We start from the raw sequence: 22,593 nt of genomic DNA on the forward strand, positions 1-22,593 counted from the left end.
TCCCTTGGCCTTCTGGCCTCCGCAAAACAAAACGCCCGGCGGATCGGATCCGGCCGGGCGTTTTATTCCGTCATTCCAGCGAAAGCTGGAATCTCAGGCAGTTGAGATACTGCACGAGATCCCAGCTTTCGCTGGGATGACGGCTATTTTTCGAAGCCGTCGGTTATTCGGCAGCGTCGGCAGCCGGCTCCGCGGCGACCGCGCGCGGCGTGCGGCGACGGCGTGGCTTGGGAGCGGGTTCTTCCTCTCCCTCGGTGCCGGCCGAAATGCCGAGCGACGGCGGCAGTAGCGACGCGTCGAAGGTTTCGCCTTCGCTCGCCTCGACCGCACGCGGTTCGCGGCGCGGACGCAGGCCACGGCGGGGTGCGCGCTCCGGGCGTTCCTCGACTGGCGCAGCCGCCTCGGCGACCTCGACTCCATTCACGTCGTCGGTGTCGTTCTCGGCATAGCCGTTCACGTTGCCGTTGACGCCAGCATCGGCGTTGGCGCTGCCGTTATAGCGGTTGCCACGATCCTCGCGCGGCTCGCGATTGCCGCGATCCTCACGGTTGCCGCGATTGCCACGATCATCACGGTTGCGGCTCTCGCGGCGCGGCTCGGCCTGGACCTCGCGGCGTGGCTCCTGGCCCTCGCCCTCGACGCCTTCTTCCTCGTAACCCTCATCCTCATCGTCGAACGCGTCCTCGCGCCCACGGCGCTGCTGCGCCTGATTCGGGTTCTGCTCTTCGAATCGGCTGCGATTCTCGGCGAGCACGCGGAAATAATGATCCGCGAACTGCAGATAATATTCGGTGTTGACGCGGTCGCCCTGGCGCTGCGCCTCGGCGGCGAGTGCCTTGTACTTCTCGAAGAGCTGGTTCGCATTGCCCCGCGCGCGGTTGTCGATGCGGTTCCCGTTGTTTCCGTTGGGATTACCGCCGCCACCCTGGCGCTGGCCACCACGGCCGCGACGGCGGCCGGCCTGACGATTTATGTTCAAAGTCCTGTGGTCCTTGTGTTCAAAACAAACCCGGCCTTGCTCCAAGAGGATGCAAATCCCACGCGCCACCCGCGCCGAACCCGAAACCAAGGGTGGAGGCGCGAAAGGCCTGTCATGGCCGCCGGACGAGCGGCCTAATGACGATGGATTGGGCAGGCCCGCGATTTCAACGACTTGTCGATTGAGATCGTCTGCCCCTCGGCGCTCAATAGCGGGTGCAGGGCGTTTGTCCAAGCAGAAATATGTAACCGAAGTGTGTCACTTTCAAGGTGTGGCGATGACGCATCTGTCGCGCCCGGCAAGATCGCGGCGAACCGCGACCTTCAGACCTTGTGCGGTCAGCAAGGCCGAAACCGCTCCGGCCTGGGTCGCACCGATCTCGATCGCGGCCATGCCGCCCGGCGCGATCAGGCGCGGGAGCTGGGCGGCGATAATGCGATAGTCGTCCAGCCCGTCTACACCGGCGAACAGTGCCGCGCCGGGCTCGTGCTCACGCACCTCGGCCGGGAGCGATTCGCCGATGGCGATATAGGGCGGGTTGCAGAGGATCAGGTCGAAATCTCCCGCTACCCCCTCGGCCCAGTTGCCGATGCGGAACGCGGCGCGATCGGCCAGATTGAGTAACTCGGCATTGCGCCGAGCATAATCGAGCGCCTCGGGCGAGGCGTCGATCCCCAGGCCATGCGCCTCGGACCATTGCGCAAGCGCGGCGAGAAGCAAGGTCCCCGGCCCGGTTCCCAGGTCCAATATCCTCAACGGCGCTTCGACATCCGGCCAGTGTTCCACCGCGACTTCGATCAAGGTTTCGCTATCGGGGCGCGGGATGAGGACGCCGGGACCAACCGCGAGGCTGATCGTCCAGAAATCACGCGTGCCGATGATGTAGGCGACGGGTTCGTGCGCGAGGCGGCGGTCGATCAGTGACGCGAAGGTGTTGGGCGCGGAGTCGTCCAGGTGCCGCAACAGCAATTGCTCGCGCGTCGTGCCCAGCGCGTGGGCCATCAGGAGTTCGGCATCGAGGCGGGGAGTGTCGGAGACGCCGGCGAGACGCGAGGCGGCATCCGCAAGTGCCGCCCTAACTCCCCTCCCGCTTGCGGGAGGGGTCGGGGGAGGGCGTGTCACAACATGCGGGGAGGGAACATGCCCTCCCCTAGCCCCTCCCGCGAGCGGGAGGGGAACTTAGCCATCCAGCGTCGCCAGTCGCTCGGCCTCGTCCTCGGCGATCAGGGCGCCGATCAACTCATCCATATCGCCTTCGAGAATCTCGGGCAGGCGGTGCAGCGTGAGGTTGATGCGGTGATCGGTCACGCGCCCCTGGGGGAAATTATACGTCCGGATCCGCTCCGAACGGTCGCCCGACCCGACCATCGCCTTGCGCGTGCCCGAGCGCTCCGCCGCCAGCCGCTCGCGCTCGGCCTCGTAGAGCCGGGTCCGCAGCACCTTGAGCGCCTTGGCCTTGTTCTTGTGCTGCGACTTCTCGTCCTGCTGGATCACCACCAGCCCGGTCGGCAAGTGCGTGATGCGCACCGCGCTGTCGGTGGTGTTGACCGACTGCCCGCCCGGACCAGACGAGCGATAGACGTCGATCCGCAGGTCGCGCGCCTCGTCGATCTGGACGTCGACATCTTCGGCTTCGGGCAGCACCGCGACGGTCGCCGCCGAGGTATGGATGCGCCCGCCGCTTTCGGTAACCGGCACGCGCTGGACGCGATGGACGCCGCTTTCGAACTTCAATTTGGCGAACACGCCCTTGCCCTCGACCGAGGCGACGACTTCCTTGAAGCCGCCCGCTTCGGAGGTCGAGGCGGAGATCAGTTCGACTCGCCAGCCCTGCCCTTCGGCATAGCGCTGGTACATGCGGAACAGGTCACCCGCGAACAAAGACGCCTCGTCGCCGCCTGTGCCGGCGCGGATTTCGAGCATCGCTGCGCGTTCGTCGGCGGCATCGCGCGGCAGCAGCGCCAGCGCCAGCGAACGCTCGGCCTGCGGCAAGGTCGCGCGGATCTCCTCGATCTCCTCGCGCGCCATCGCTTTCAACTCGCCATCGGCGGCATCGTCCTCGGCCATATGGCTGAGCGTGGAGAGTTCGGCGCGCAGCCGCCGCACTTCGCCCGCGGCCTTCGCCACCGGCTCGATCTCGGCATATTCCTTTGATACCTGGACGAAACGCTCGCCCGACAGGTCGCCGGTCGCCATCAACGCCGACAATTCGTCGCGCCGCGCCTCGATCTGCGCGATCCGTTCGGGGGAGATGGAGGTCATTTTGGGGCGCCGGCCAGCAAACCGCCGATCGAGCCATCGCCAGGTTTAACGGGATCCCCGGTGTCCATCGCCCATAGGAGCGACAGAGGCACTTTGCCGATCGACTCCAACGATGCTCGCGCCTGCTTCCCCTCGTGCAGGTTGCGAACGACGATCCGACCGTCCTTGAGCTCGTCCTCGCCCAGGATCAGCGCATAGCTGGCGCCCGCATCGTTGGCCTTCGCCAAGCGCCGCTTCATATTACCGCGGAACGCCATATCGGCGGTCACGCCCGAACGACGGAGATCGGCGACAATACCGAGCCCGCGCGCTTCCGCGGCTTCGCCCATCGGGATGACGACCGCTTCGATCGGGGAAGGCACCTGCTCTTCAAGCAGCATCGCCAGCCGCTCGATACCCGCCGCCCAGCCGACACCCGGCGTGGCAGGCCCGCCCAGCGACTCGATCAGACCATCATAACGGCCGCCCGCAAGCACCGTGCCCTGCGCGCCAAGCCGATCGGTGACGAACTCAAACGCCGTGTGACGGTAATAATCGAGCCCGCGCACCAAGCGACTGTTGCGCGTCCATTTCACGCCCGCCGCGCCGAGCCCCTTCGTCACCTTTTCAAAGAACGCCCCAGCCTCGCTGGTCAAATGCGCGTCGATGTCCGGCGCGGCATCGGCGATAGGCCGGTCGCGCGGGTCCTTGCTGTCGAGGATGCGCATCGGGTTCTTGTCGAGCCGGACGAGGCTGTCTTCCGACAGCTCCCCGCGATACCGTTCGAAATGCGCGACCAATGCAGTGCGCCAGGCATCGCGCGTCTCGGCGTCGCCCAGGGTGTTGAGCTGCAACGTCACGCCGTCGGCGATGCCGAGTTCGTGCAGCAGCTGATCGGCGAAGGCGAGCAATTCGACGTCCGCCGCCGGCTCGGCCGCGCCGATCACTTCGGCGTCGATCTGGTGGAACTGGCGATAGCGCCCCTTTTGCGGGCGTTCGTAACGGAACAGTGGACCCGACGTGACCAATTTCAACGGCGCATATTGCTGCCAACCATTAGTCAGATAGGCGCGGCACACGCCCGCGGTGAATTCGGGGCGCAAGGTCAGAGAGTCCCCGCCGCGATCCTCGAACGTGTACATTTCCTTGGAAACGACATCGGTCGTCTCGCCGATCGATCGCGCGAACACCTGGGTGTCCTCGAACACGGGCAAGTCGACGCGCTGAAATGCGTACAATTTGCGGACATGATCGAACGCCTCGAGCACGCGCGCGAACCGCCGCTGCTCTTGGCCGAAAATGTCCTGGGTGCCCCTGATGGGCCGGGGAGTCTCGATACGTGCCATTGGGGGCGGGTATCTAGTAGAGGCGCGCCGCCTACGCTAGCGTTTCGTCATGGCGAACATGCATCTCGGTCACCGGCTCGCGCCACCCCGCTTCATCGCCTTCGTCGCGATCTTCGTCGCCGGCCTGTTCGTGACGATCCCGGCCCAAGGCTATGGACGTGGTGCGATGATCGCCTTCGACATCGCCGCGACGATCTTCCTCATCTCGATCATGCCCTTGTTCGCACGCGGGACCGCCGAACAGATGCGCGCCGCGGCGCAGCGCAACGACGCCAATCGCGCCTTCCTGCTGCTGATCACGGTCGTGACCTCGATCATCATCATGGTCTCCGTGGTCACCGAAAAGCTCGACAAGGCAACGCCCTTCACCATCGGGCTCGTACTGGCGTCCCTGGTGCTCGCCTGGACCTTTTCGAACATGATCTATGCGCTCCATTACGCGCATCTCTATTATTTGCCGGCGGAGGATAACGAAGACAGCGGCGGGATCGATTTCCCCAATTGCGACGACCCGGACTATTGGGATTTCGTCTATTTTAGTTTCACCCTGGGCATGACGTTCCAGACCAGCGACGTCGACATCAAGAGTCGTCGCGTCCGCCGGGTGGTGACGGGGCATTGCCTCGCCGCCTTCGTCTTCAATCTGGGCGTGCTGGCCTTCACGATCAACTCGATCGGCGGCTCTTAATTCCATAATTCCGTAACGTTAGGCACTGGACGCCGGGTGTATCGCCGTCCTAGGTCACGCCAGCACACCAAAAAAGGGGTCCCCTCTCCATGCTCCGTCGCGCAGCCTTTGCCGTCCTCCTCGCCTCCTCCGTCGCCACCGTCGCGCTCGCCGAGAATTCGAAGCCGCAGCCGACGCCGATCGAGAACACGATCCCAGTCGCGGTCGACAAACCCTATCCGGGGACGCTGACGCTCGACGTCGATGCGACCGACACGATGCGCGGCATCTACGTCGTCAAGGAGACGATACCGGTCTCGGGCAGCGGCGAGATGGTGCTGCTCTATCCGAAATGGGTGCCGGGCGGACATACGCCGCGCAACGAGATCGACAAGGTGGTCGACCTGCACATCACCGCCGCCGGCAAGTCGGTCGCATGGAAGCGCGACCCGGTCGAGGTCTATGCCTTCCATCTCGACGTACCGAAGGGTGCCAAGTCGATCGAGGTTTCGTTCAAATACGTCACCTCGACCAAGGGCGACCAGGGCCGGATGATGGTCACGCGCAACCTGCTGAGCCTCGAGCCGATCGGCACCAGCTTCTATCCCGCCGGCTATTTCGTGCGGCAGATCCCGATCCGCATGACGGTGAAATATCCGGAAGGATGGACCGCGTCATCGGCGCTCAACGCCAAGGTGACCGGGTCGACCTACACCTACGAACCGACCAATTACGAGATCCTGCTCGACAGTCCGATGCTGGCGGGGCGCTATTACAAGAAGTGGCCGCTCAGCGATCGGGTCAACCTCAACGTCTATGCCGATACGCAGAAGGAGCTCGATTCCGCCACCCCGGCGATGATCGACGCGCACAAGCGCTTGGTGGATCAGGCGGTGAAGACCTTCGGCGCGCAGCACTACGACCATTATGAATTCCTGCTGTCGATCTCCAACGAGCTGGGCGGGATCGGCCTCGAGCATCATCGCAGTTCCGAGGACGGCACCCGGATGGGCTATTTCAGCGAATGGGAAGCCAATGCCGGGGCGCGCAACCTGCTGCCGCACGAATACACCCATAGCTGGGACGGCAAGTTCCGCCGCGGCGCCGACCTGTGGACGCCGGATTACCTCTATCCGATGCGCAACAGCCTGCTCTGGGTCTATGAGGGGCAGACGCAATTCTGGGGCTATGTGCTCCAGGCGCGGTCGGGGCTGGTGTCCAAGCAGGATACGCTCGACGGCTATGCCGCGATCATGGCCAATCTCGACAACACACCGGGCCGCAACTGGCGCCCAATGATCGACACGACCAACGACCCGATCATTTCCAACCGCCGGCCCAAGGGCTGGACCAGCAACCAGCGCTCGGAGGATTATTACAACGAAGGGCTGCTCATCTGGATGGAGGTCGATTCGATCCTTCGCCAGCAGTCGAAGGGCAGCAAGTCGATCGACGATTTCGCCCGCGCTTTCTTCGGCATCAACGATGGCGACTGGGGCGAGGTCACCTATACGTTCGACGACGTGGTCGCCACGCTAGACAAGATCCAGCCCGGCTATGACTGGCGCGGGTTGCTGACTAAGCGGCTCTACGGCGTCGGCGAGCCTGCGCCGCTCGGCGGGTTCGAGCGCAACGGCTACAAGCTTGTCTATACCGATGTGCAGCCATCGATCGGCAAGCAGGCCGAGCGCGCGCGCAAATATAGCGATTTCTATTATTCGCTCGGCGTCAACGTTGCTGCCGATGGCGGTCTGAGCTCGGTCCGCTGGCAGAGCCCGGCATTCGATGCCGGTCTTACGATCGGCGACACGATCGTCGGCGTGAACGGCCTCGCTTATTCGGACGACCGGCTAAAGGCGGCGGTGACCGAAGCCAAGGGTACGAAGACGCCCATCATCCTTTTGGTCAAGGCAGGCGAAGAAGTTCGCAGCGTGAGCATCGACTATCATGATGGGCTGCGCTATCCGCACCTCGTGAAAACCGGGACCGGGGAGAGCGGTCTCGACCTGCTGCTCCAGCCCCGCTGAGACGAGGCGGCGCGCCACGCCATAAAGGAATGACATGCGGATCGATTTGATACCGGTCGGGGACAACCCGCCGGAAAGCCTGAACGTGATCATCGAAGTGCCGGTCGGCGGCGAACCGGTGAAGTACGAGTTCGACAAGAAGTCGGGCGCGCTCTTCGTCGACCGCATCCTGCACACGCCGATGCGCTATCCGGCCAATTACGGCTTCGTTCCGCACACATTGTCGCCCGATGGCGATCCGCTCGACGCGCTGGTGATCGCGCGCTCGCCGTTCGTCCCGGGCTGCGTCGTCCGCGCCCGGCCGATCGGCGTGCTCAACCTCGAGGACGAGCATGGCGGCGACGAGAAATTGATCTGCGTGCCGGTCGATTCGACCTTCCCTTATTATTCGGACGTCGGCGAGCGGCAGGACCTCCCCTCGATCGTGCTCGCGCAGATCGAGCATTTCTTCACCCACTATAAGGACCTCGAGGCCGAGAAGTGGGTGCGCGTCGGCAAATGGGGCGACGCGGCTGAAGCGCGGCAGATCGTGCTCGAAGCGATCGAGCGCGCGAAGGAAACCGAAAAGGCGTGAGGCCACGGACCGCCTGGCGCCTGAGTGTGCTGGCGGGACTGGTGGCGTTTGCCTGTTCGTTTGCGTTCGGCAAGATCCCGGGGCTGGTCGCCTGCGGGACGTTTGCTGGCTCCGGGCAGCTCGGGCCAATCCTGGCCTTCGAACTGGCCCGGACGCCGGGCGACGTTGCGGCGTTGTTCGGTTCGGGCGCGTGTCGAGCGACGTTGGTCGGCGCACAGAATGCGGGATTGTGGCTGGACGCGCTCGGCTTCATCCCGTCGTACACCGCCTTCCTGGTGCTTGCATCGATCGCGGCCAGCCGCGGCCGCGTGCAGCGCGCGATCGTCGCGATACTGCTCGTCGCTGGTCTGAGCGATGAGATCGAGGGCGCGATCATGTGGCGGATAATAGGCAACCTGCCGGGAACGCCCGGCCAACTCGACGCCTTGTGGTGGGCGGTACACATCAAGTTCGCCCTACTCGCCCTCGCCACCACCGCAGTCGGACTCGCGCTGCTCGGCAAATTCAGATTGTGGCCGATGCTGTTCGGCCTGATCATCACGGTCGGGGGCGCGGCGGCGATCTATGGCTTCTGGTCGCTACCCAATCCTATGATGATGGCAGGGTTCACCTACGCTTGGTTCGCGCTCCTGGTGACGGCGGTCGTGGCGTCGTTTGCGGCGGGGGTGTTTGGGCGGAGGGCGGCTCCCGCCAAAACGGGACATTCCTGATGCCGGTCGGCGGATGTGGAGACGCGATCGCCCCTATCGTCAGCAATTGACGGTGCTATATCTGACCAATACACCAAGCGCTTGATCGAACGGAGTCAGCATTAGTGAAAGCGATGGTCTTGCTGGTTGCGCTGCTTGGCTCCGGCGCGGCGACGAAGATGGAAGGTGCTCGGCTGCGACCAGGCTCGTCCTGCTACTCGATCGTCGCCGGGGACAAGGTGGTCGGCACCACTTGGCAGACGATCACCGCGTCCACCGCACAAAACAAGCCGGTGTGGGACGTGGTGGTGCATCAAAAGCTCGGCGGCGGGAAGTTCGACATGCGCGATCACTTCGTGCTCGATCGCACCACGCTCCTGCCAATCCGCATGGATAGCAAGCGCGGCATTGAGCGCTCCGACCGTGGATGGCACCGCGTCGACCTTTCTTATGCTCAGGGTCGCATCACTGGGACTCAGGAGAACGCCAGTGGCTCCAAAGCCGTCGATGTGCCGCTGACCGGTCCCACCTGGGACGGTAACCTCTGGGGAGTGACATTCGCTGCGCTCCCTCTGCGTGACGGCGCGAGCTTTCAGCTACCCTTCTGGCAGTATGATAAGGGTTTTGGGACATTCACTGTCAAGGTCGTCGGCCGCCAGGATGTCGATACGCCGGCGGGACGGGTTGACGCATGGCTGCTGGATGCAGGCCCCGATGCAGCACACCCCTATCGCTATTTGATCAGCCGACGCACGCGGCAGGAACTCGGCTACAGCGCGGAGGGAGGCAGTCAGCGCCTGACCGGTTCATGCCCCTCGGAAGGTGCGCTGCCTTCATAGGCGAGCATGAGAACGCCCATCGGTTTATCGGCCCGTCAGCCGTGAACAGCTAAGAATTGTCAAAAGCAGTTATCATTGCCAGCCCTTCAAACCGGTTCGTCGGCTTGCTGTCATCGGTCGACATCATATCCACAGCTACTTGCGCGGCGCCCGCCCCCGTGACGCAACCCGCGCCGTCCGCCGCGGTGGCGCCTTCTTCGGCGCCCGCCGCCCCGCCTCTAGCGCCAGCGCGGCCCAGCGCCGGAGCTCGTCGGCATCGTCATAAACGTCGTCGGGCGCGCGGCGGTAGTTCATGCTGCCGGTCTTGCCATTCATTTCATAGGTGAAGCGCTCGCAGCCCGCTTCGTCCCACACCGCGTCGCTGTCGGCATCGGCCTTGAGCCACAGCCCGCCGCCGCTGGCGACGATCGCGAAGATGGTCCCGTCGCAATAGAGCGTGGCGCCGCCCATCATCGCGCGTTTGGTGACGCGGCCGATCGGTTCCATCGCCTCGCTCACCCAATCGATCAGGCCTTGATCGGCCGCCATCAGCGCGCTCCCGTGATCTTCAGTCCGGCGATGCACGCGACGACACCGAGAATCAGCAGGAGTCGCGGCAGGCTCGCCGGCTCCTGATACCATGCAATGCCGACGATCACCGTGCCTAATGCGCCGATCCCGCCCCACACGGCATAGGCTGTCCCCATCGCGATCGACCGCGAGGCATATTCGAGCAGTGCCATCGACAGCGTGACCGAGGCGAGAAAGCCCAGTGTCCACCACAGGTTGCGAAACCCATCGACGTGGCGGAGGCAAGTGGTGAATCCGACCTCGAAGCAGCCACCCAGGATCAGCCAGACCCAGGCCATCAGCCGCGGCCGGCGAGCTTGACCAGTGCGTCGCCGCTGACGCGCCGGATTCGCCATTCGTCCATGCTCTCGGCGCCCATAGCAGTGTAGAAATCGATCGCTGGCGTGTTCCAGTCGAGCACCGCCCATTCGAAGCGGCCGCAATCGCGGTCGAGCGCGATGCCCGCGAGGTGCCGCAACAACGCCGTGCCGATGCCCGATCCCCGCGCCTCGGGAGTCACGTAGAGGTCTTCGAGATACAGGCCCTTGCGCCCCGTCCAGGTCGAGAAATTGTGGAAGAACAGCGCGAAGCCCATCGGCTCGCTATCCTGCTCGGCGATCACCGCCTCGGCCGACCGCTCACCGAACAGCGCATGTATCAAGCTCTCCTCGGTCGCCTTGACCGCATCGGGCTCACGCTCGAACTCGGCGAGCTCGCGGACGAAGCGCAGGATCAGCGCGGCATCCTGCGGCGTGGCGGGACGGATAGTCAGGGTCAAAAGGCAGCCTCCACAGTCTCGACCGACCGCCGTCGCGCGGCGATCAGGCACCCGGTGATGATCAGCGCGGCGCCGGCGAGCGTATAGAGCGCGATTCGCTCGTTGAACACGACCCAGCCCCACAAGGATGCCCAGACGAAGGCGCTATATTCGGTTGGCGCGAGATAATTCGCCTCCCCGCGTGCATAGGCCCAGGCGAGCAGCAGCAGCGACACGGTGGCCAGCACCGCCGCCCCAACGATCGCGGGCGCGTGACGGAGATCGGGCACGTGCGCCATGAACGGCGACGCGGCGGCCAGGATCACGAGGACGATCACGCTCTGGAAGAAGGCGACTTCCTTGGGTCCGGCGACCAGCGCCTGCTGCCGCATCAGCACGATATTATAGGCATAGCAGACCGCGGAGGTGAGTACCGCGATCGTCCCGCGGAAGCGGTCGGGCGATGGCGCCGAAGCGGCCTGGCCGAGCATGATCACCCCGACGCCGGCAAAGGCGACCAGCGAGGCGACGACCGCCCGGCGCGAAATGTGCTCCTTGAGCAGGAACGCCGCGCCGAACAGCGCCAGCAAGGGCGCGATGAAGGTTAGCGCGATCGCTTGCGCCATCGGTACGCGGGCGAGACCCCAGAAGAAGGTGACCGCCATCACCGCCGACACGGAGCCCCGGATCAGGTGGACTCGGATCGTCGCCCGCGACGGCCAAGCGGTCCGCTGCGGCAAATAGATCAGCCCGGTCAGGATCGCGCCGGCCAGGGTCCGCCACAGCAAGGTGTCGTAAGTGCCGATCTCCCGAACCAGGACCTTCATCACGGCATCCATCGACGAGAAGACGGCGATCCCCAGTACCGCGACGGAAAACACGAAGGCGGGGCTGCGCGGCATATCCATGCCGATAGCCGGAGGCGATCGTTACGTCACCGGCCTCTTCCCTCATGAGGTGAGAAGGTGGGCTTGTGAATCTCCCCTCCCGCTTGCGGGAGGGGTTGGGGGAGGGCATGTCGAAACTGGGAAGAACACGCCCTCCCCCAACCCCTCCCATAAATGGGAGGGGAATAGGAATGCCCTATTTCAGCGTCATCTTGTCGCCGCTGATCGCGACGCTGTCGAGCCGACGCAGATAATTCTGCCCGAGCAGCGAGATGGTCAGCCCGTCCAGCACCAGCGCATGAATGCCGCTGACGCGCTTGCCGTCGAGCACGACATCCTCGAGCTCGACTTCCTGCCCCCGAACCGCTCCCGACGCGCCGGTGCCGACCACATCGAACTGACCGGGATCGAACTTGATCCCCGCGCGTCGCGCATCGTCCTGGGTGAGGGCGACTTCGGTCGCGCCGGTATCGACGACGAACTTGATCGGCTCGCCATTGACGTCGGCGACGGTGAAGAAGTGGCCGTTATCGGCGCGATCGAGCACCGTCGGCTGCGGCTGGTCGGCCGGCACCGCTGCAGCCGGCGGAGCGGCGGCGATCGGCGCGCGCTTCGCTCCCGGCAACGCCAAGCCGATCACGATTCCGATCACGGTCACCACGAGCAGCGCATATTTCATGGCCGCCTTTTACCGTGCGGCGATTGCAGCTCGGCTAATAGTGATGACTAAGAAGACCTTACTGCCGGGCCAGCCACCAGCCGAGCAACGCCAATGCCGGTGGTCCGAACACGCCGGGGAAATCGCGCCAGAAGATCGCGACGCCGCAAATACCGGTGATCATTTCGTACAGATGGACCAGGGCATGAAGGCTCAGCCATAGCGCCCCGGCCAGCACCGCCGGTCGCCGCGCCCGCAAGTTCACCGTCGCCCAACCGAATATTATCCCGCCGGCGAGATAGGCCGCGCCGATGTCGCGAATGAAATGCTGGTTGAATGGCCCGGTGAACGGCACTGTCGGGATCGAACGATACCAGAGCTGCGGCTGGGCGAGCATGAAGACGCCGAACGCCACCGCGAAGATCGCGAGCAGGCCGACCAGCATCTGCGCCAAGCGAAAGCGTCCATCGGTCATGGCCCCTCCCCTTCCCGCCCCTAGCGCGCGAAGTAATTGTAGATCTTGTCTTCCTTGCGCGTCGAGGCATCGTGCCAACGCGGTGCGTCTTTGAGGTTGAGCGGCTTGCCGGCGCTATCGAGCATCAGCACGGTCGGCGTTCCCTTGATCCCATCGAGTCCGAAGCGGCGCGCGAGGTCGAGATTGCGGTCCTTCTGCCCGACATCGATCCAGACGATTTCGTAGCGGGGGCTGAGCATCGCGGCGAAGCGCGGGCTGGCGAACCAGCCGGCCAGTGCACGGCTGTCGTGGCACCAATTGGCGCCGAAGACGAGGATCACGCGATGGCCATTGGCCTTGGCGCGCGCCATCGCATCGGCGACGTCACGGCCGGCGCGATCGGGATCGCCGAACGGCCGCGCCTCGGGACGGACGGGCGCTGCGGTCGGCGCCGCGATGTCCGCCGCTGCGGGCTGCGCGGCGAGCGCGAGTGCCGCCGCGACGAGCCCGAGCGCGAGCTTCATGCCGCCGCCTTCGCCTCGTCCGCCGCCTCGATCTCGGCCGCCTTGGCCTCGACCAGCTTGACTATATGCTCGATCATGTCGGCGTCCTGGACATGGTGGTCGGTCACGCCCGACAGATAGACCATGTGCTTGCCGTTGCCGCCGCCGGTGATGCCGATATCGGTCTCGCGCGCTTCGCCCGGGCCATTCACGACGCAACCGAGCACCGACAGCGACATCGGCGTGCGGATATGCTGGAGTCGATCCTCCAGCGCCTGGACGGTGCGGATGACGTCGAAGCCCTGGCGCGCGCAGCTCGGGCACGACACGACGCGGACGCCGCGATTGCGGATGCCCAGCGCCTTCAGGATCTCGAACCCGACGCGCACTTCGTCCTCGGGCTCGGCCGAGAGCGAGACACGGATCGTGTCGCCGATCCCGTACCAGAGCAGGCTGCCGATCCCGATCGCCGACTTGACCGTGCCGCCGACGAACCCGCCGGCTTCGGTGATACCCAGATGGAGCGGGCAATCGACCGCTTCGGCGAGCTGCTGATAGGCGGCGACCGCGAGGAACAGGTCGCTGGCCTTCACCGCCACCTTGAATTCGTGGAAGTCGCGGTCCTGGAGCAACTTGATGTGATCGAGCGCGCTTTCGACCAGCGCGTCGGGGCATGGTTCGCCATATTTCTCGAGCAGGTCCTTCTCGAGACTGCCGGCATTGACGCCGATGCGGATCGCGCAGCCATTGGCCTTGGCCGCGGCGACCACTTCATTCACGCGCTCGGCCGAACCGATATTGCCCGGATTGATGCGCAAGCACGCGGCGCCGGCGTCGGCTGCCTCGAGCGCGCGCTTATAGTGGAAATGGATGTCGGCGACGATCGGTACGCGCGCGGCGCGGACGATCTGCTTGAGCGCCGCGGTCGACTCGACGTCGGGGCACGACACGCGGATGATGTCGACGCCGGCATCCTCGCAGCGGCGGATCTGGTCGATCGTCGCCCGGGGATCGCTGGTCGGCGTGTTGGTCATCGTCTGGACGGTAACCGGCGCATCGCCCCCGACGGGGACGTTACCGACCATGATCTGACGGCTCTTGCGGCGCGTAATGTCGCGCCAGGGACGAACTGACATTCGAAATCCTCTTGGGTCGCCCGCCATATAGCGGCGGGCGTCGGCGAAACCTAGTGCTCTGAGGCGGGTCGACGCGCCCGATCTCCGCTCTCTGCGAGGGAGGGGTTGGGGGTGGGTTAAGTGACGGGCGAGGCTCGATGGCTCGCTCGTCGCTGTTTTGGCGGGAGGGATTGGCGATCTTTGAGCGCGCAGACGCGCGCACCCACCCCCAGCCCCTCCCTTGCAGGGAGGGGAGTTTGGAGACGCACAAATAAAGCGCGCAACACCCAATTTGAGCAACCGAGGTTTCGTGCGCGATAACCTTTTGGTCAGGGCCAGCCCGTTATGATCCGGATCAACTCGGACACGAACGGCACGATGACATCCCAGCGACATTATGGCCTGGACTGGCTCAGGATCGGCGCCTTCGGCCTGCTGATCGTGTACCATGTCGCCATGGTTTTCTCGACCTGGGACTGGGTGATCAAGTCGCCGGTCACCTATCATGAACTGACCGCACCGATGGCCCTGCTGACGCCGTGGCGCCTGCCTTTATTGTTCGCGGTATCGGGCTATGCCAGCCGCAAGCTGTTCGACAAGACGCGCGACGTCCGCGCCTTCACCGATTCGCGCAATCGCCGGCTGTTGATTCCATGGGGTTTCGCGATGGTCGCACTGATCCCGCCGGAAATGTGGGTCAGGGCACGCGAGCAGGGCTATCCGGGCAGCCTGCTCCATTTCTGGCTGACCGATTATTGGAGCGTCACCCCGATCTATGGCCATGGCTTCCCGAGCTGGGAGCATCTGTGGTTCGTCGCTTATCTATGGGCTTATACGATGGTGCTCGCGGCGTTGTTGCTCGCGCCGGGTTGGAATGCCGCTCGGCTGACCCGCATCGTGGACCGCCTGGCGCCAGGCGCGCGCCTTCTTTGGGCGCCGATCACCGTGCTGGTCCTGCTAAAGTTTTCGGTCATGTTCATATTCTCCGAAAAGCAGGGACTGTTCACCGACTGGAACGCGCATTTCGCCTATCTGCCGATTTTCCTGTTCGGCTTCGCGCTGGCGGGCGAGAGCAAATTGTGGCCGACGATCGCGCGGCTGCAATGGCCGGCGGCGGCTGTCGCGCTGGTCGCCGGGGTGACCGTGGTTTGCATCGAGCTCGCCTATGAAGGGCATAACGTCCCGCCGCACCTCATCATGATGCTCGATCGCGCGGCGCGGCTGGCGATGGGCTGGAGCATGATCCTGGTGCTGTTCCAGCTCGCCAGCCGTTATCTCGATCACGATCACAAATGGCGCGCGACATTGGCCGAAGCGGTGTTCCCGCTCTATATCGCCCACCATCCGGCGATCATCCTGATTGCTTGGTATACGCTGCCGCTGAACCTCAACCCGTTCGTCGAGTTCGCGCTGATCCTGACCGGCACGTTCGCGTTCGCGGTCGGCTTCTACCTGATCGGCCGCGAAATCGACTGGCTGCGGCCGCTCATTGGCCTCAGCCCGAGATCAGTCCGCCGGACGGTAGCGCCGGCTTCCGCGTAGGCTTGCGCCCGACGCCAGTTCGACGGTGAAGTCACCCGATTTATCGGTCTCGATGCGCCGGATCGCCGCGCGCCGCACCAGCCGGCCGCGATGGATGCGCAGGAATGCGTCGCCCAGTTCCGCCTCGACCGCCGCCAGGGTCGCGCGATGCAACAACGTCCGCGAGCCCCAGGCAATTTCCACGTAATTGCCGGCAGACGCGATCGATTCGATTTCTTCGATCGGGATGTGATGCGTGACCGCGCCGTCGCCGACCGCGAGTGTCTTCGGTGCCCGCGATTCGGCGGCCGAATCCGTCCCGGCACGCGCGATGAGCCATTGCGCCAGCGCGAACAGTCCGACGAACTGCAGATAGGAACCGACATCCTTGCGATATTCGTAGAGCGGCTTGTTCTCGATCCCGTCGAAGAATTGGTAGGTCCCGGCGCCGGTCGCGGAATAATAAAGGTGCCGCAGCTCCACCATCAGCAGCACGTGCCAGGCCGACGCAATCACGCTGCCCAGCACGAAAACGATGCCGACCACGACCCAGGGGAAACGGGGTGGACGGATATGCTTAACCGCCAACCAGATCACCGGCCAGACCGTGAACCACGCCATCATGCTGGTCCATTCCCACGACCAGATCAGGTCGGGGCGGAGGAAGTGACCGTTGGCACGAAGATCACTGAGCGAAGACTCGGCATTGGCGATCATGATCGCGGCGACGATGACCAGGAAGCCGGCAGCCAGCACGAGCACCAGCCTGCGCTGCGTCCCGTTCATCCCGCGCCACCCGCCGTTCGTCCCAGCCACTATTTCGATCGTCCCCGCAAAGCCGCTGTCCAGCCCTCTCCGATACCGGCCCCGGAAGGCCCCGACTAGCCGTCACCGCATCGCAAAGAACGGAGGCGAACGATGGAACGGCATTATGGAATGGACTGGCTGAGGATCGGCGCGTTCGCGCTCCTGATCTTCTATCATATCGGCATGGTCTTCGTGCCCTGGGACTTCCACATCAAGACCGCGCAGCCGATGGATTGGGTTGAGATCCCGATGCTGCTGACCAATCCCTGGCGGCTGACTTTGCTGTTTGTGGTGTCGGGCTATGCCAGCCGCGCGTTGCTGTCCAAATCGACCGGGATTGGCGGCTTCCTGAAGAACCGCACGTCGCGGCTGCTGATCCCGCTGATCTTCGGCATTGCGGTAATCGTCCCACCACAGACCTGGGTCGAGCTGGTCGGGAAGCACGGATATGGCCAATCCTATTTCTGGTTCCTGGCCCATGATTATTTCCGCTTCGGCAAGCTCGACGGCATCGTCATGCCGACCTGGAACCACCTGTGGTTCGTGACCTATCTGTGGGTCTATACGCTCGCCCTCGTGCTGATCACGCTTATGCCCGGCGCGGACCGGCTGCAGGCGACGTTCGATCGCGTATTCGGTGGCGGCCGGGCGGTGGTGCTGCCGGTGATCTTCCTGCTGATCACCCAATTCTGGCTTTTCCCGCACCAGGAAGAGACGCACGATCTGTTCGGCGACGGGCCGGCGCATCTGCAATATTTCCCCGCTTTGCTGTTCGGCTTCGGCCTCGCCGGTTCGCGCGCTGTACGCGACGGCCTCGCGCGCTGGTGGGTGGCATCGGTCGCGACCGCCGTCGCCTGCTATGCGGTGATCGCCGGACTGCTGGTTGCCTATCCCGATTTCAGCTTTCCGAGCCACAACGTGACGATCGTCTTCCGTCTGGCGCGCGAGATCGACACCTGGATCGCGATCGCCGCGCTGATCGGCATCGCCGAGCGCTTCCTCAACCGCGACCATCGCTGGCGCTCGACGCTCGCGGAAGCGACCTTCCCCTTCTACATCATCCACCAGACGGTGATCATCCTGGTCGAATTCTGCATCAAACCGCTCGGATTGGGGGCGGCAACCGAGTTCGCGATCCTGGTCCCGGCGACGATCGCGGGATGCTGGGCCTTCTATCTTGTTGGGCGCGAGATCGACCTGTTGCGCCCGCTGATCGGCCTGAGGGCGCGTGGGCAGGCCGCCAAGCCGTCGGTGTCGGCTGGCTGGATCGAGGACGTCCGGGCGCGGCCCGACGTCGCCTGAGCCCTTTCTACCCGCATCGGGGAACTACGGAGGGCGCGATGGGTAGTCATCGCGCCCTCAATCGCTACATGGACTGGCATGGCACGTCATTACGGCATGGATTGGCTGCGCGTCGGCGCCTTTGCCCTGCTGATTCTCTACCACACGGCGATGGTCTTCACGCCCTGGGGCTTTCACGTGAAGACCGCCCAGCCGGTCGAGTGGCTGTCGGTGTTGATGCTGGTAACCAACCCCTGGCGCCTGACCCTGCTGTTCGTCGTATCGGGCTATGCCAGCCGGGCGCTGCTGGCCAAGTCCAGCGGCGTCGCGAAATTCCTGTCGAGCCGCAGCAGCCGCCTGCTGATCCCGCTGCTATTCGGCATGGTCGTGATGGTGCCGCCGCAAAGCTGGGTCGAGGTGACGACGCAGCATGGCTACACCCAGGGGTTCGGCCATTTCCTGACGCACGACTATTTCCGCTTCCGCGCGATCGACGGTGTGTTCCTGCCGACCTGGAACCATTTGTGGTTCGTGGCCTATCTGTGGACCTATACCGCCGCGCTGTCGCTGCTTCTGCTGGTTCCCAGACCAGAGCGGCTGCAGGCATGGTTCGACGCGATCTTCAGCGGCTGGCGCGCGGTGATACTGCCGATCGTCTATCTGGTGCTGAGCCAGGTCGTCATCTTCCACCGCTGGAGCGACAGCCAGGATCTGATCAACGACGGTGTCGCGCACCTCGCCTATTTCCCCGCTTTCCTGTTCGGCTTCGGGCTCGCGCGGTCGCCGCGCGTGCTCGCATCGTTCGTGCGCTGGTGGAAACCCGCGGCGGTGCTCGCGGTGCTGAGCTACGCGTTCGGCGCGGCCATAGAAATCGCTTATCCCGGCGACCTCTTCCCGCCACAATGGCTAGGCGATCTGATGCTGGTCGCGCACCAACTCCAATGCTGGGCCGCGGTCGCGGCGCTGATCGGCATCGCCGAGCGGTTCTGGAATCGTGACGGCGCATGGCGCCCGACGCTGACCGAGGCGGTGTTCCCCTTCTACCTGATCCATCAGACGATCATCGTCGTGGCCGAATACTGGCTCCGTCCCTTGGGAATCGGCGCGCTGGGCGAATTCCTGATCCTGGTTCCGACGACGGTCGCGGGCTGCTGGGCCTTTTACCTGATCGGACGTGAAGTGAATTGGCTGCGGCCGCTGATCGGATTGCGGCGGCGCAGCACCAAGGCTACCGCTCGGCGCGATGACGACACCCCCAAGACCCTGGTCGCTGGTGATCCATGGCGGCGCCGGCGCGATAACGCGCAGCCAGACCCGGCCTGAGACCGATACGGGCGTTCGCGCCGCGCTGAATGCCGCGCTCGACGCGGGCGGCGCGATCCTAGCGGCGGGCGGTACCTCGCTCGACGCGGTCGAGGCGGCGGTCCGCGTGCTCGAGGACGATCCGCATTTCAATGCCGGCCGCGGCTCGGCCTTCACCTACGAAGGCAAGAACGAACTCGACGCGGCGATCATGGAAGGAGCGACGCTGCGCGCCGGATCGGTCGCCGGCGTCACCACGACGAAGAACCCCGTGACCCTGGCTCGCGTGGTGATGGAGCAGAGCGCGCACGTCCTGCTTGGCCGCGAAGGCGCCGATGCGTTCAGCCGCGAGCACGGGCTCGACCAGGCCGATGCCGATTGGTTCGCGACTCCCGAACGGCGGCGCCAGCTCGAGGAATTGCTGTCGAACGGCGGTAAGTTCGACGTCGACATGAAATACGGCACGGTCGGCGCGGTAGCGGTCGACCAGGCCGGGCATATCGCCGCGGCGACCTCGACCGGCGGGGTAACCGGCAAGCGCTGGGGACGGATCGGCGATTCGCCGTTGATCGGTGCCGGCACCTATGCAGACGATCGCGGCGCCGCCGTCTCCTGCACCGGCGCGGGCGAGTTCTTCATCCGCGAAAGCGTCGCCTTCCAGATCAACGCCCGCGTCCGATTCCTGGGCGAAAGCCTGCAACAGGCCGCGGATACCGTGATTGCCGAGGTAAAGGCGCTGGGCGGCACCGGCGGCGTCATCGTGACCGCGGCCGACGGCGAAATGGCCTGGAGCTTCACCACCGCGAGCATGTATCGCGGTTGTGCGGCGTGGGATGGGAGGCGCAAGGTCGCATTGTATGAGGATGAGGGATAGATTTCTTCAGTCGTCATGCCGGGCTTGTCCCGGCATCCACCGCGCATCCACGTCTCAGCTCGGTTGTGGAGGAGTGGACCCCGGCACAAGGCCGGGGTGACGCTCGTTAGAGGGCGCGCCATCCCCTCCATTTCAGTTGGAAGCGCCCGCCCTCCGGCCTAAGGCAACATGCATGAAGCGCCTCCTCCCCGTCGCCGCCGCACTCGCCGCGCTCGTCTTCGCCTCCCCCGCCAACGCCTATTGGGAATATGGCCATCAAACGGTCGCCGAGATCGCCTGGGCCAACATCACGCCCAAGGCACGGCGCGAGATCACGCGATTGCTACGCCAGCAGAAACTGCTCGGCACGCCCCAATGCAAGGCAGGCACGATCGACGACGCGGCGATCTGGGCCGATTGCATCAAGGGGATCAAGGACGAGAACGGCAAGCAGAAGTTCGGCTATACCAGTGCCTGGCATTATCAGGATGTCGACATCTGCTCGCCGTTCGACGTCGACAGCGTCTGCAAGAACGGCGATTGCGTCTCGGCGCAGATCGTCCGCGACGTGAAGCTTCTGAAGGATCGCCGCACGCCGACCAAGCAGCGCCTCGAGGCGCTCGTCTTCCTGATCCACTTCGTCGGTGACCTTCACCAGCCGCTCCATGCCGGCGAGAAAGGCGACAAGGGCGGCAACGACGTGAAGGCCGAATACGGCACCTATGCCGCCAGCCGGCTCAACCTCCATTCGATCTGGGACGGCTATCTGGCCGAGCGCGCCATCTCGACCGGCCCCAGCCTGGTGCGTCGCTATTCGCTCGCCCAGCGCAAGCGGATCGCAGCGGGCAATGTCCTCGACTGGAGCCGGGAGAGCTGGGCGGTGGCGCGCGACGTCACCTACAAGACCGCGATCGGCGGCGATCCCTGCGGCCCGACGCCGACCAAGGTGAGACTGGACAATGAGACGATCGCTTCGCTGGTCCCGACGGTGCGACTGGAAGTCGAACGAGGCGGGCTGCGGTTGGCGAAACTGCTGAATCAGGCCATCGGCTGACGGCGCTACTTCCGGACGAACGCGGCAATCGCTTCGGGCACGGCAGGCGAGATTGCCAGATCGGCATTGCCGTAGGTCGCGGCATTTGCCGCCCGGTCATCGCCATCCACCGGTTTGAGCACGTGATTCACCCCGGGCAGCAGCTTGAGCGTCGCGGCGGGCTGGCCGCGCTTGAGCAACTCGGCGTCGGTCACCGCCACCTGAAGGTCCTTGTCGCCCTGAAGGATCAACACCGGCAGCTTGATCGCACCGGCCAGCTTCGCCGGATCGTAGGAGAATGCCTCGATCAGGAAGCCTTGCACGTTGTCGCGAAACAAGGGCTGGAGAGGTGCCGGCAGGGTCGCGCCATCGACTCGCTTGCCCGCCTCAAGTTGGTCGAGCGCCGCCTCGCCCGCTGCCAGCAGCGGCGCGTTGGCGGGGTTGGCGCGGAGTTGGGCACGGATCACCTCGCCATAAGGCCGCCCCGCGCCCGAGACGAGGATCACGCCGCAAATGCCCTTGGGATCCTGCGCCGCCTTGAGGGCAACAAGCGAGCCCTCGCTATGCCCGAGCAGCCAGACGCATTTGCGGCCGGTTTTCGCGCGCAGCATATCGACCCAGGCATGCGCGTCCGCGGCATAGGCCGCGATCGTAACATCGTTCGCGTCAGCGATGGCGCCCTTGCTGCCGAACATGCCGCGCTTGTCGATGCGGAGCGTCGCGATGCCCTTGGCGGACAGGCCTTCGGCAAGCTGCCGATACACGCCGCCCTTCACGCCGAGCGGATTGTTGCCGTCGCGATCGGTCGGGCCGGAGCCTGGGATGATCAATATAGCAGGAGCGGTCTTGCCTGGATCGATCAGCGTACCGGCAAGCGGACCCTGCGGTCCTGGAACGGTGACTTCGACGCCGGCGGGCGTCGCCGCGGCGGCAAGCATTGCGGAGAGCAGCATCGACCGGATCATCCTATTCCTCCCCTTTCCAGCGCCATTTCCAGCCGCCTTGCGTATGCTGGGCGCAAATCACCATGAACGCAGCGGTCAACGGAATGATGACGCCGGCCGCGATTCCCGGGTGCCGCGGCACCAGGGTCATCGCCGCGACGATCACCGCCGCCGAATAGCCGATCGTAACCGCCCATCCCTGCCAGGTGATCGGCAAGCCGGTGCCCACACCGAGCTTCTTCGGCGCGAACCAATCGCCCTCGCTCATGCCAGCACCATCGCGATGCCGATGCCGAGGGCCAGAACCGACAGCGCCAGCAGGATCGGCAGCCGCTCGCGGCTCGTCATCAATCCGATCATTCCTGATCTCCTTGCTTGGGCGGACGGCCGCGCTTTGCCCGCACCGGATCCGCCAGCTTCACCCCGCGCCGCGCGAGCGCCTCGCGCAGCAGGCATTCGACCTGGGCGTTGACGCTCCTCAGGTCGCTCGCCGCGGCGCGCTCGATCGCCGCGTAAAGCGCGGGATCGAGGCGCAACGGAAACGCCTTTTTGGGAGGAGCGCCCATC

The 22,593-nt window shown here is 64.8% G+C and carries 26 protein-coding genes; 10 read left to right on the forward strand and 16 right to left on the reverse strand.

The genetic code is table 11. The features are described 5' to 3' along the window. Nucleotides 1-163: 163 nt before the first annotated feature. From Q0L25_RS03195 to hisS, 4 genes are all read right to left on the reverse strand, one after another. Nucleotides 164-979 carry a DUF4167 domain-containing protein gene (locus Q0L25_RS03195; protein ID WP_296611527.1) on the reverse strand — a complete coding sequence of 272 codons (816 nt, stop codon included), beginning with the start codon at nucleotides 977-979 and terminating at the stop codon, nucleotides 164-166. A 264-nt stretch (nucleotides 980-1,243) separates the two neighbouring features. Next, the gene (prmC, locus tag Q0L25_RS03200) at nucleotides 1,244-2,101 is read right to left on the reverse strand and encodes a peptide chain release factor N(5)-glutamine methyltransferase (RefSeq protein WP_296611528.1); all 858 of its coding nucleotides are present in this window, start codon (nucleotides 2,099-2,101) and stop codon (nucleotides 1,244-1,246) included. Between the two features lie 57 nt (nucleotides 2,102-2,158). Further along, nucleotides 2,159-3,241 carry a peptide chain release factor 1 gene (prfA, locus tag Q0L25_RS03205; RefSeq protein ID WP_296611530.1) on the reverse strand — a complete coding sequence of 361 codons (1,083 nt, stop codon included), beginning with the start codon at nucleotides 3,239-3,241 and terminating at the stop codon, nucleotides 2,159-2,161. After that, nucleotides 3,238-4,566: a histidine--tRNA ligase gene (gene hisS / locus Q0L25_RS03210; protein ID WP_296611531.1), complete on the reverse strand. Its 1,329-nt coding sequence runs from the start codon at nucleotides 4,564-4,566 to the stop codon at nucleotides 3,238-3,240. The genes prfA and hisS overlap by 4 nt, the downstream gene beginning before the upstream one ends. A gap of 49 nt (nucleotides 4,567-4,615) precedes the next feature. Here hisS and Q0L25_RS03215 point away from each other — a divergent pair, with 49 nt between their 5' ends. The 5 genes from Q0L25_RS03215 to Q0L25_RS03235 all read left to right on the forward strand — a co-directional run bounded on the left by Q0L25_RS03215 (nucleotide 4,616) and on the right by Q0L25_RS03235 (nucleotide 9,362). After that, nucleotides 4,616-5,254 carry a DUF1345 domain-containing protein gene (locus Q0L25_RS03215; RefSeq protein WP_296611533.1) on the forward strand — a complete coding sequence of 213 codons (639 nt, stop codon included), beginning with the start codon at nucleotides 4,616-4,618 and terminating at the stop codon, nucleotides 5,252-5,254. An 89-nt stretch (nucleotides 5,255-5,343) separates the two neighbouring features. After that, the gene (locus Q0L25_RS03220) at nucleotides 5,344-7,260 is read left to right on the forward strand and encodes a peptidase M61 (RefSeq protein ID WP_296611535.1); all 1,917 of its coding nucleotides are present in this window, start codon (nucleotides 5,344-5,346) and stop codon (nucleotides 7,258-7,260) included. A gap of 34 nt (nucleotides 7,261-7,294) precedes the next feature. Next, nucleotides 7,295-7,834, forward strand: coding sequence for an inorganic diphosphatase (gene ppa, locus Q0L25_RS03225; RefSeq protein ID WP_296611536.1), 540 nt, complete (start codon nucleotides 7,295-7,297; stop codon nucleotides 7,832-7,834). Next, nucleotides 7,831-8,544, forward strand: a complete 714-nt coding sequence (locus tag Q0L25_RS03230; RefSeq protein WP_296611537.1) for a hypothetical protein — start codon at nucleotides 7,831-7,833, stop codon at nucleotides 8,542-8,544. The genes ppa and Q0L25_RS03230 overlap by 4 nt, the downstream gene beginning before the upstream one ends. A 104-nt stretch (nucleotides 8,545-8,648) precedes the next feature. Next, the gene (locus tag Q0L25_RS03235; protein ID WP_296611538.1) at nucleotides 8,649-9,362 is read left to right on the forward strand and encodes a hypothetical protein; all 714 of its coding nucleotides are present in this window, start codon (nucleotides 8,649-8,651) and stop codon (nucleotides 9,360-9,362) included. A gap of 135 nt (nucleotides 9,363-9,497) precedes the next feature. Here the strand turns inward: Q0L25_RS03235 and Q0L25_RS03240 are convergent, their stop codons facing one another. The 8 genes from Q0L25_RS03240 to ispG form a co-directional block, all read right to left on the reverse strand. After that, nucleotides 9,498-9,890 carry a TfoX/Sxy family protein gene (locus Q0L25_RS03240; RefSeq protein ID WP_296611540.1) on the reverse strand — a complete coding sequence of 131 codons (393 nt, stop codon included), beginning with the start codon at nucleotides 9,888-9,890 and terminating at the stop codon, nucleotides 9,498-9,500. After that, nucleotides 9,890-10,210 carry a multidrug efflux SMR transporter gene (locus Q0L25_RS03245; protein ID WP_066812416.1) on the reverse strand — a complete coding sequence of 107 codons (321 nt, stop codon included), beginning with the start codon at nucleotides 10,208-10,210 and terminating at the stop codon, nucleotides 9,890-9,892. The genes Q0L25_RS03240 and Q0L25_RS03245 overlap by 1 nt, the downstream gene beginning before the upstream one ends. After that, the gene (locus tag Q0L25_RS03250; protein WP_296611544.1) at nucleotides 10,210-10,689 is read right to left on the reverse strand and encodes a GNAT family N-acetyltransferase; all 480 of its coding nucleotides are present in this window, start codon (nucleotides 10,687-10,689) and stop codon (nucleotides 10,210-10,212) included. Before Q0L25_RS03250 ends, Q0L25_RS03245 begins: the two co-directional genes overlap by 1 nt. After that, nucleotides 10,686-11,570: a DMT family transporter gene (locus Q0L25_RS03255; protein ID WP_296611545.1), complete on the reverse strand. Its 885-nt coding sequence runs from the start codon at nucleotides 11,568-11,570 to the stop codon at nucleotides 10,686-10,688. The genes Q0L25_RS03250 and Q0L25_RS03255 overlap by 4 nt, the downstream gene beginning before the upstream one ends. A gap of 181 nt (nucleotides 11,571-11,751) precedes the next feature. Further along, entirely contained in the window at nucleotides 11,752-12,234 is a 483-nt protein-coding gene (locus tag Q0L25_RS03260; RefSeq protein ID WP_296611546.1) for a TIGR02281 family clan AA aspartic protease, read from the reverse strand. A 58-nt stretch (nucleotides 12,235-12,292) separates the two neighbouring features. Continuing rightward, on the reverse strand, nucleotides 12,293-12,688 hold the full coding sequence (locus tag Q0L25_RS03265; protein WP_296611548.1) for a hypothetical protein: 396 nt from the start codon (nucleotides 12,686-12,688) through the stop codon (nucleotides 12,293-12,295). Nucleotides 12,689-12,708: 20 nt separating this feature from the next. Then, nucleotides 12,709-13,191, reverse strand: a complete 483-nt coding sequence (locus tag Q0L25_RS03270; RefSeq protein WP_296611549.1) for a thioredoxin family protein — start codon at nucleotides 13,189-13,191, stop codon at nucleotides 12,709-12,711. Further along, nucleotides 13,188-14,306: a flavodoxin-dependent (E)-4-hydroxy-3-methylbut-2-enyl-diphosphate synthase gene (gene ispG, locus Q0L25_RS03275; protein WP_296611551.1), complete on the reverse strand. Its 1,119-nt coding sequence runs from the start codon at nucleotides 14,304-14,306 to the stop codon at nucleotides 13,188-13,190. Before ispG ends, Q0L25_RS03270 begins: the two co-directional genes overlap by 4 nt. A 324-nt stretch (nucleotides 14,307-14,630) precedes the next feature. Between ispG and Q0L25_RS03280 the strand changes: the two genes are divergently transcribed. Further along, the gene (locus tag Q0L25_RS03280; protein WP_296611552.1) at nucleotides 14,631-15,827 is read left to right on the forward strand and encodes an acyltransferase family protein; all 1,197 of its coding nucleotides are present in this window, start codon (nucleotides 14,631-14,633) and stop codon (nucleotides 15,825-15,827) included. On the opposite strand, the gene Q0L25_RS03285 is transcribed toward Q0L25_RS03280, so the two are convergent. After that, complete coding sequence (locus tag Q0L25_RS03285) at nucleotides 15,792-16,592, reverse strand: LytTR family DNA-binding domain-containing protein (RefSeq protein WP_296611554.1); 801 nt, start codon at nucleotides 16,590-16,592, stop codon at nucleotides 15,792-15,794. The genes Q0L25_RS03280 and Q0L25_RS03285 overlap by 36 nt on opposite strands. A 132-nt stretch (nucleotides 16,593-16,724) precedes the next feature. Between Q0L25_RS03285 and Q0L25_RS03290 the strand changes: the two genes are divergently transcribed. The 4 genes from Q0L25_RS03290 (at nucleotide 16,725) to Q0L25_RS03305 (ending at nucleotide 21,103) form a co-directional block, all read left to right on the forward strand. Then, nucleotides 16,725-17,915 (forward strand): acyltransferase, encoded by a 1,191-nt coding sequence (locus Q0L25_RS03290; protein WP_296611556.1) that lies wholly within the window; start codon nucleotides 16,725-16,727, stop codon nucleotides 17,913-17,915. A gap of 78 nt (nucleotides 17,916-17,993) precedes the next feature. Further along, a complete protein-coding gene (locus tag Q0L25_RS03295) occupies nucleotides 17,994-19,217 on the forward strand; it encodes an acyltransferase (RefSeq protein ID WP_296611557.1) in 1,224 nt (407 codons plus the stop codon). After that, nucleotides 19,138-20,070, forward strand: coding sequence for an isoaspartyl peptidase/L-asparaginase family protein (locus Q0L25_RS03300; protein ID WP_296611559.1), 933 nt, complete (start codon nucleotides 19,138-19,140; stop codon nucleotides 20,068-20,070). The genes Q0L25_RS03295 and Q0L25_RS03300 overlap by 80 nt, the downstream gene beginning before the upstream one ends. Nucleotides 20,071-20,242: 172 nt before the next feature. After that, nucleotides 20,243-21,103 carry a S1/P1 nuclease gene (locus Q0L25_RS03305; RefSeq protein WP_296611560.1) on the forward strand — a complete coding sequence of 287 codons (861 nt, stop codon included), beginning with the start codon at nucleotides 20,243-20,245 and terminating at the stop codon, nucleotides 21,101-21,103. Between the two features lie 5 nt (nucleotides 21,104-21,108). On the opposite strand, the gene Q0L25_RS03310 is transcribed toward Q0L25_RS03305, so the two are convergent. From Q0L25_RS03310 to Q0L25_RS03320, 3 genes are all read right to left on the reverse strand, one after another. Continuing rightward, nucleotides 21,109-22,047 (reverse strand): alpha/beta fold hydrolase, encoded by a 939-nt coding sequence (locus tag Q0L25_RS03310; protein WP_296611562.1) that lies wholly within the window; start codon nucleotides 22,045-22,047, stop codon nucleotides 21,109-21,111. A 1-nt stretch (nucleotide 22,048) separates the two neighbouring features. Beyond that, nucleotides 22,049-22,294 carry a hypothetical protein gene (locus tag Q0L25_RS03315; RefSeq protein ID WP_296611563.1) on the reverse strand — a complete coding sequence of 82 codons (246 nt, stop codon included), beginning with the start codon at nucleotides 22,292-22,294 and terminating at the stop codon, nucleotides 22,049-22,051. 88 nt (nucleotides 22,295-22,382) lie between these two features. After that, nucleotides 22,383-22,592 carry a toxin-antitoxin system HicB family antitoxin gene (locus Q0L25_RS03320; protein WP_296611565.1) on the reverse strand — a complete coding sequence of 70 codons (210 nt, stop codon included), beginning with the start codon at nucleotides 22,590-22,592 and terminating at the stop codon, nucleotides 22,383-22,385. Nucleotide 22,593 lies beyond the last annotated feature (1 nt).

Origin of the sequence: Sphingomonas sp. (assembly GCF_024508665.1) — a bacterium.
In the GTDB taxonomy this organism is placed as follows: domain Bacteria; phylum Pseudomonadota; class Alphaproteobacteria; order Sphingomonadales; family Sphingomonadaceae; genus Sphingomonas.

Excerpts from the sequence above, each read along its gene's own strand:
- prfA (WP_296611530.1), bottom strand. The coding sequence starts at position 3,241 with ATGACCTCCATCTCCCCCGAACGGATCGCGCAGATCGAGGCGCGGCGC.
- hisS (WP_296611531.1), bottom strand. The coding sequence starts at position 4,566 with ATGGCACGTATCGAGACTCCCCGGCCCATCAGGGGCACCCAGGACATT.
- Q0L25_RS03215 (WP_296611533.1), top strand. The coding sequence starts at position 4,616 with ATGGCGAACATGCATCTCGGTCACCGGCTCGCGCCACCCCGCTTCATC.
- Q0L25_RS03220 (WP_296611535.1), top strand. The coding sequence starts at position 5,344 with ATGCTCCGTCGCGCAGCCTTTGCCGTCCTCCTCGCCTCCTCCGTCGCC.
- ppa (WP_296611536.1), top strand. The coding sequence starts at position 7,295 with ATGCGGATCGATTTGATACCGGTCGGGGACAACCCGCCGGAAAGCCTG.
- Q0L25_RS03240 (WP_296611540.1), bottom strand. The coding sequence starts at position 9,890 with ATGGCGGCCGATCAAGGCCTGATCGATTGGGTGAGCGAGGCGATGGAA.
- Q0L25_RS03245 (WP_066812416.1), bottom strand. The coding sequence starts at position 10,210 with ATGGCCTGGGTCTGGCTGATCCTGGGTGGCTGCTTCGAGGTCGGATTC.
- Q0L25_RS03255 (WP_296611545.1), bottom strand. The coding sequence starts at position 11,570 with ATGCCGCGCAGCCCCGCCTTCGTGTTTTCCGTCGCGGTACTGGGGATC.
- Q0L25_RS03260 (WP_296611546.1), bottom strand. The coding sequence starts at position 12,234 with ATGAAATATGCGCTGCTCGTGGTGACCGTGATCGGAATCGTGATCGGC.
- Q0L25_RS03265 (WP_296611548.1), bottom strand. The coding sequence starts at position 12,688 with ATGACCGATGGACGCTTTCGCTTGGCGCAGATGCTGGTCGGCCTGCTC.
- Q0L25_RS03270 (WP_296611549.1), bottom strand. The coding sequence starts at position 13,191 with ATGAAGCTCGCGCTCGGGCTCGTCGCGGCGGCACTCGCGCTCGCCGCG.
- ispG (WP_296611551.1), bottom strand. The coding sequence starts at position 14,306 with ATGTCAGTTCGTCCCTGGCGCGACATTACGCGCCGCAAGAGCCGTCAG.
- Q0L25_RS03280 (WP_296611552.1), top strand. The coding sequence starts at position 14,631 with ATGATCCGGATCAACTCGGACACGAACGGCACGATGACATCCCAGCGA.
- Q0L25_RS03285 (WP_296611554.1), bottom strand. The coding sequence starts at position 16,592 with ATGAACGGGACGCAGCGCAGGCTGGTGCTCGTGCTGGCTGCCGGCTTC.
- Q0L25_RS03290 (WP_296611556.1), top strand. The coding sequence starts at position 16,725 with ATGGAACGGCATTATGGAATGGACTGGCTGAGGATCGGCGCGTTCGCG.
- Q0L25_RS03295 (WP_296611557.1), top strand. The coding sequence starts at position 17,994 with ATGGCACGTCATTACGGCATGGATTGGCTGCGCGTCGGCGCCTTTGCC.
- Q0L25_RS03300 (WP_296611559.1), top strand. The coding sequence starts at position 19,138 with ATGACGACACCCCCAAGACCCTGGTCGCTGGTGATCCATGGCGGCGCC.
- Q0L25_RS03305 (WP_296611560.1), top strand. The coding sequence starts at position 20,243 with ATGAAGCGCCTCCTCCCCGTCGCCGCCGCACTCGCCGCGCTCGTCTTC.
- Q0L25_RS03310 (WP_296611562.1), bottom strand. The coding sequence starts at position 22,047 with ATGATCCGGTCGATGCTGCTCTCCGCAATGCTTGCCGCCGCGGCGACG.
- Q0L25_RS03315 (WP_296611563.1), bottom strand. The coding sequence starts at position 22,294 with ATGAGCGAGGGCGATTGGTTCGCGCCGAAGAAGCTCGGTGTGGGCACC.
- Q0L25_RS03320 (WP_296611565.1), bottom strand. The coding sequence starts at position 22,592 with ATGGGCGCTCCTCCCAAAAAGGCGTTTCCGTTGCGCCTCGATCCCGCG.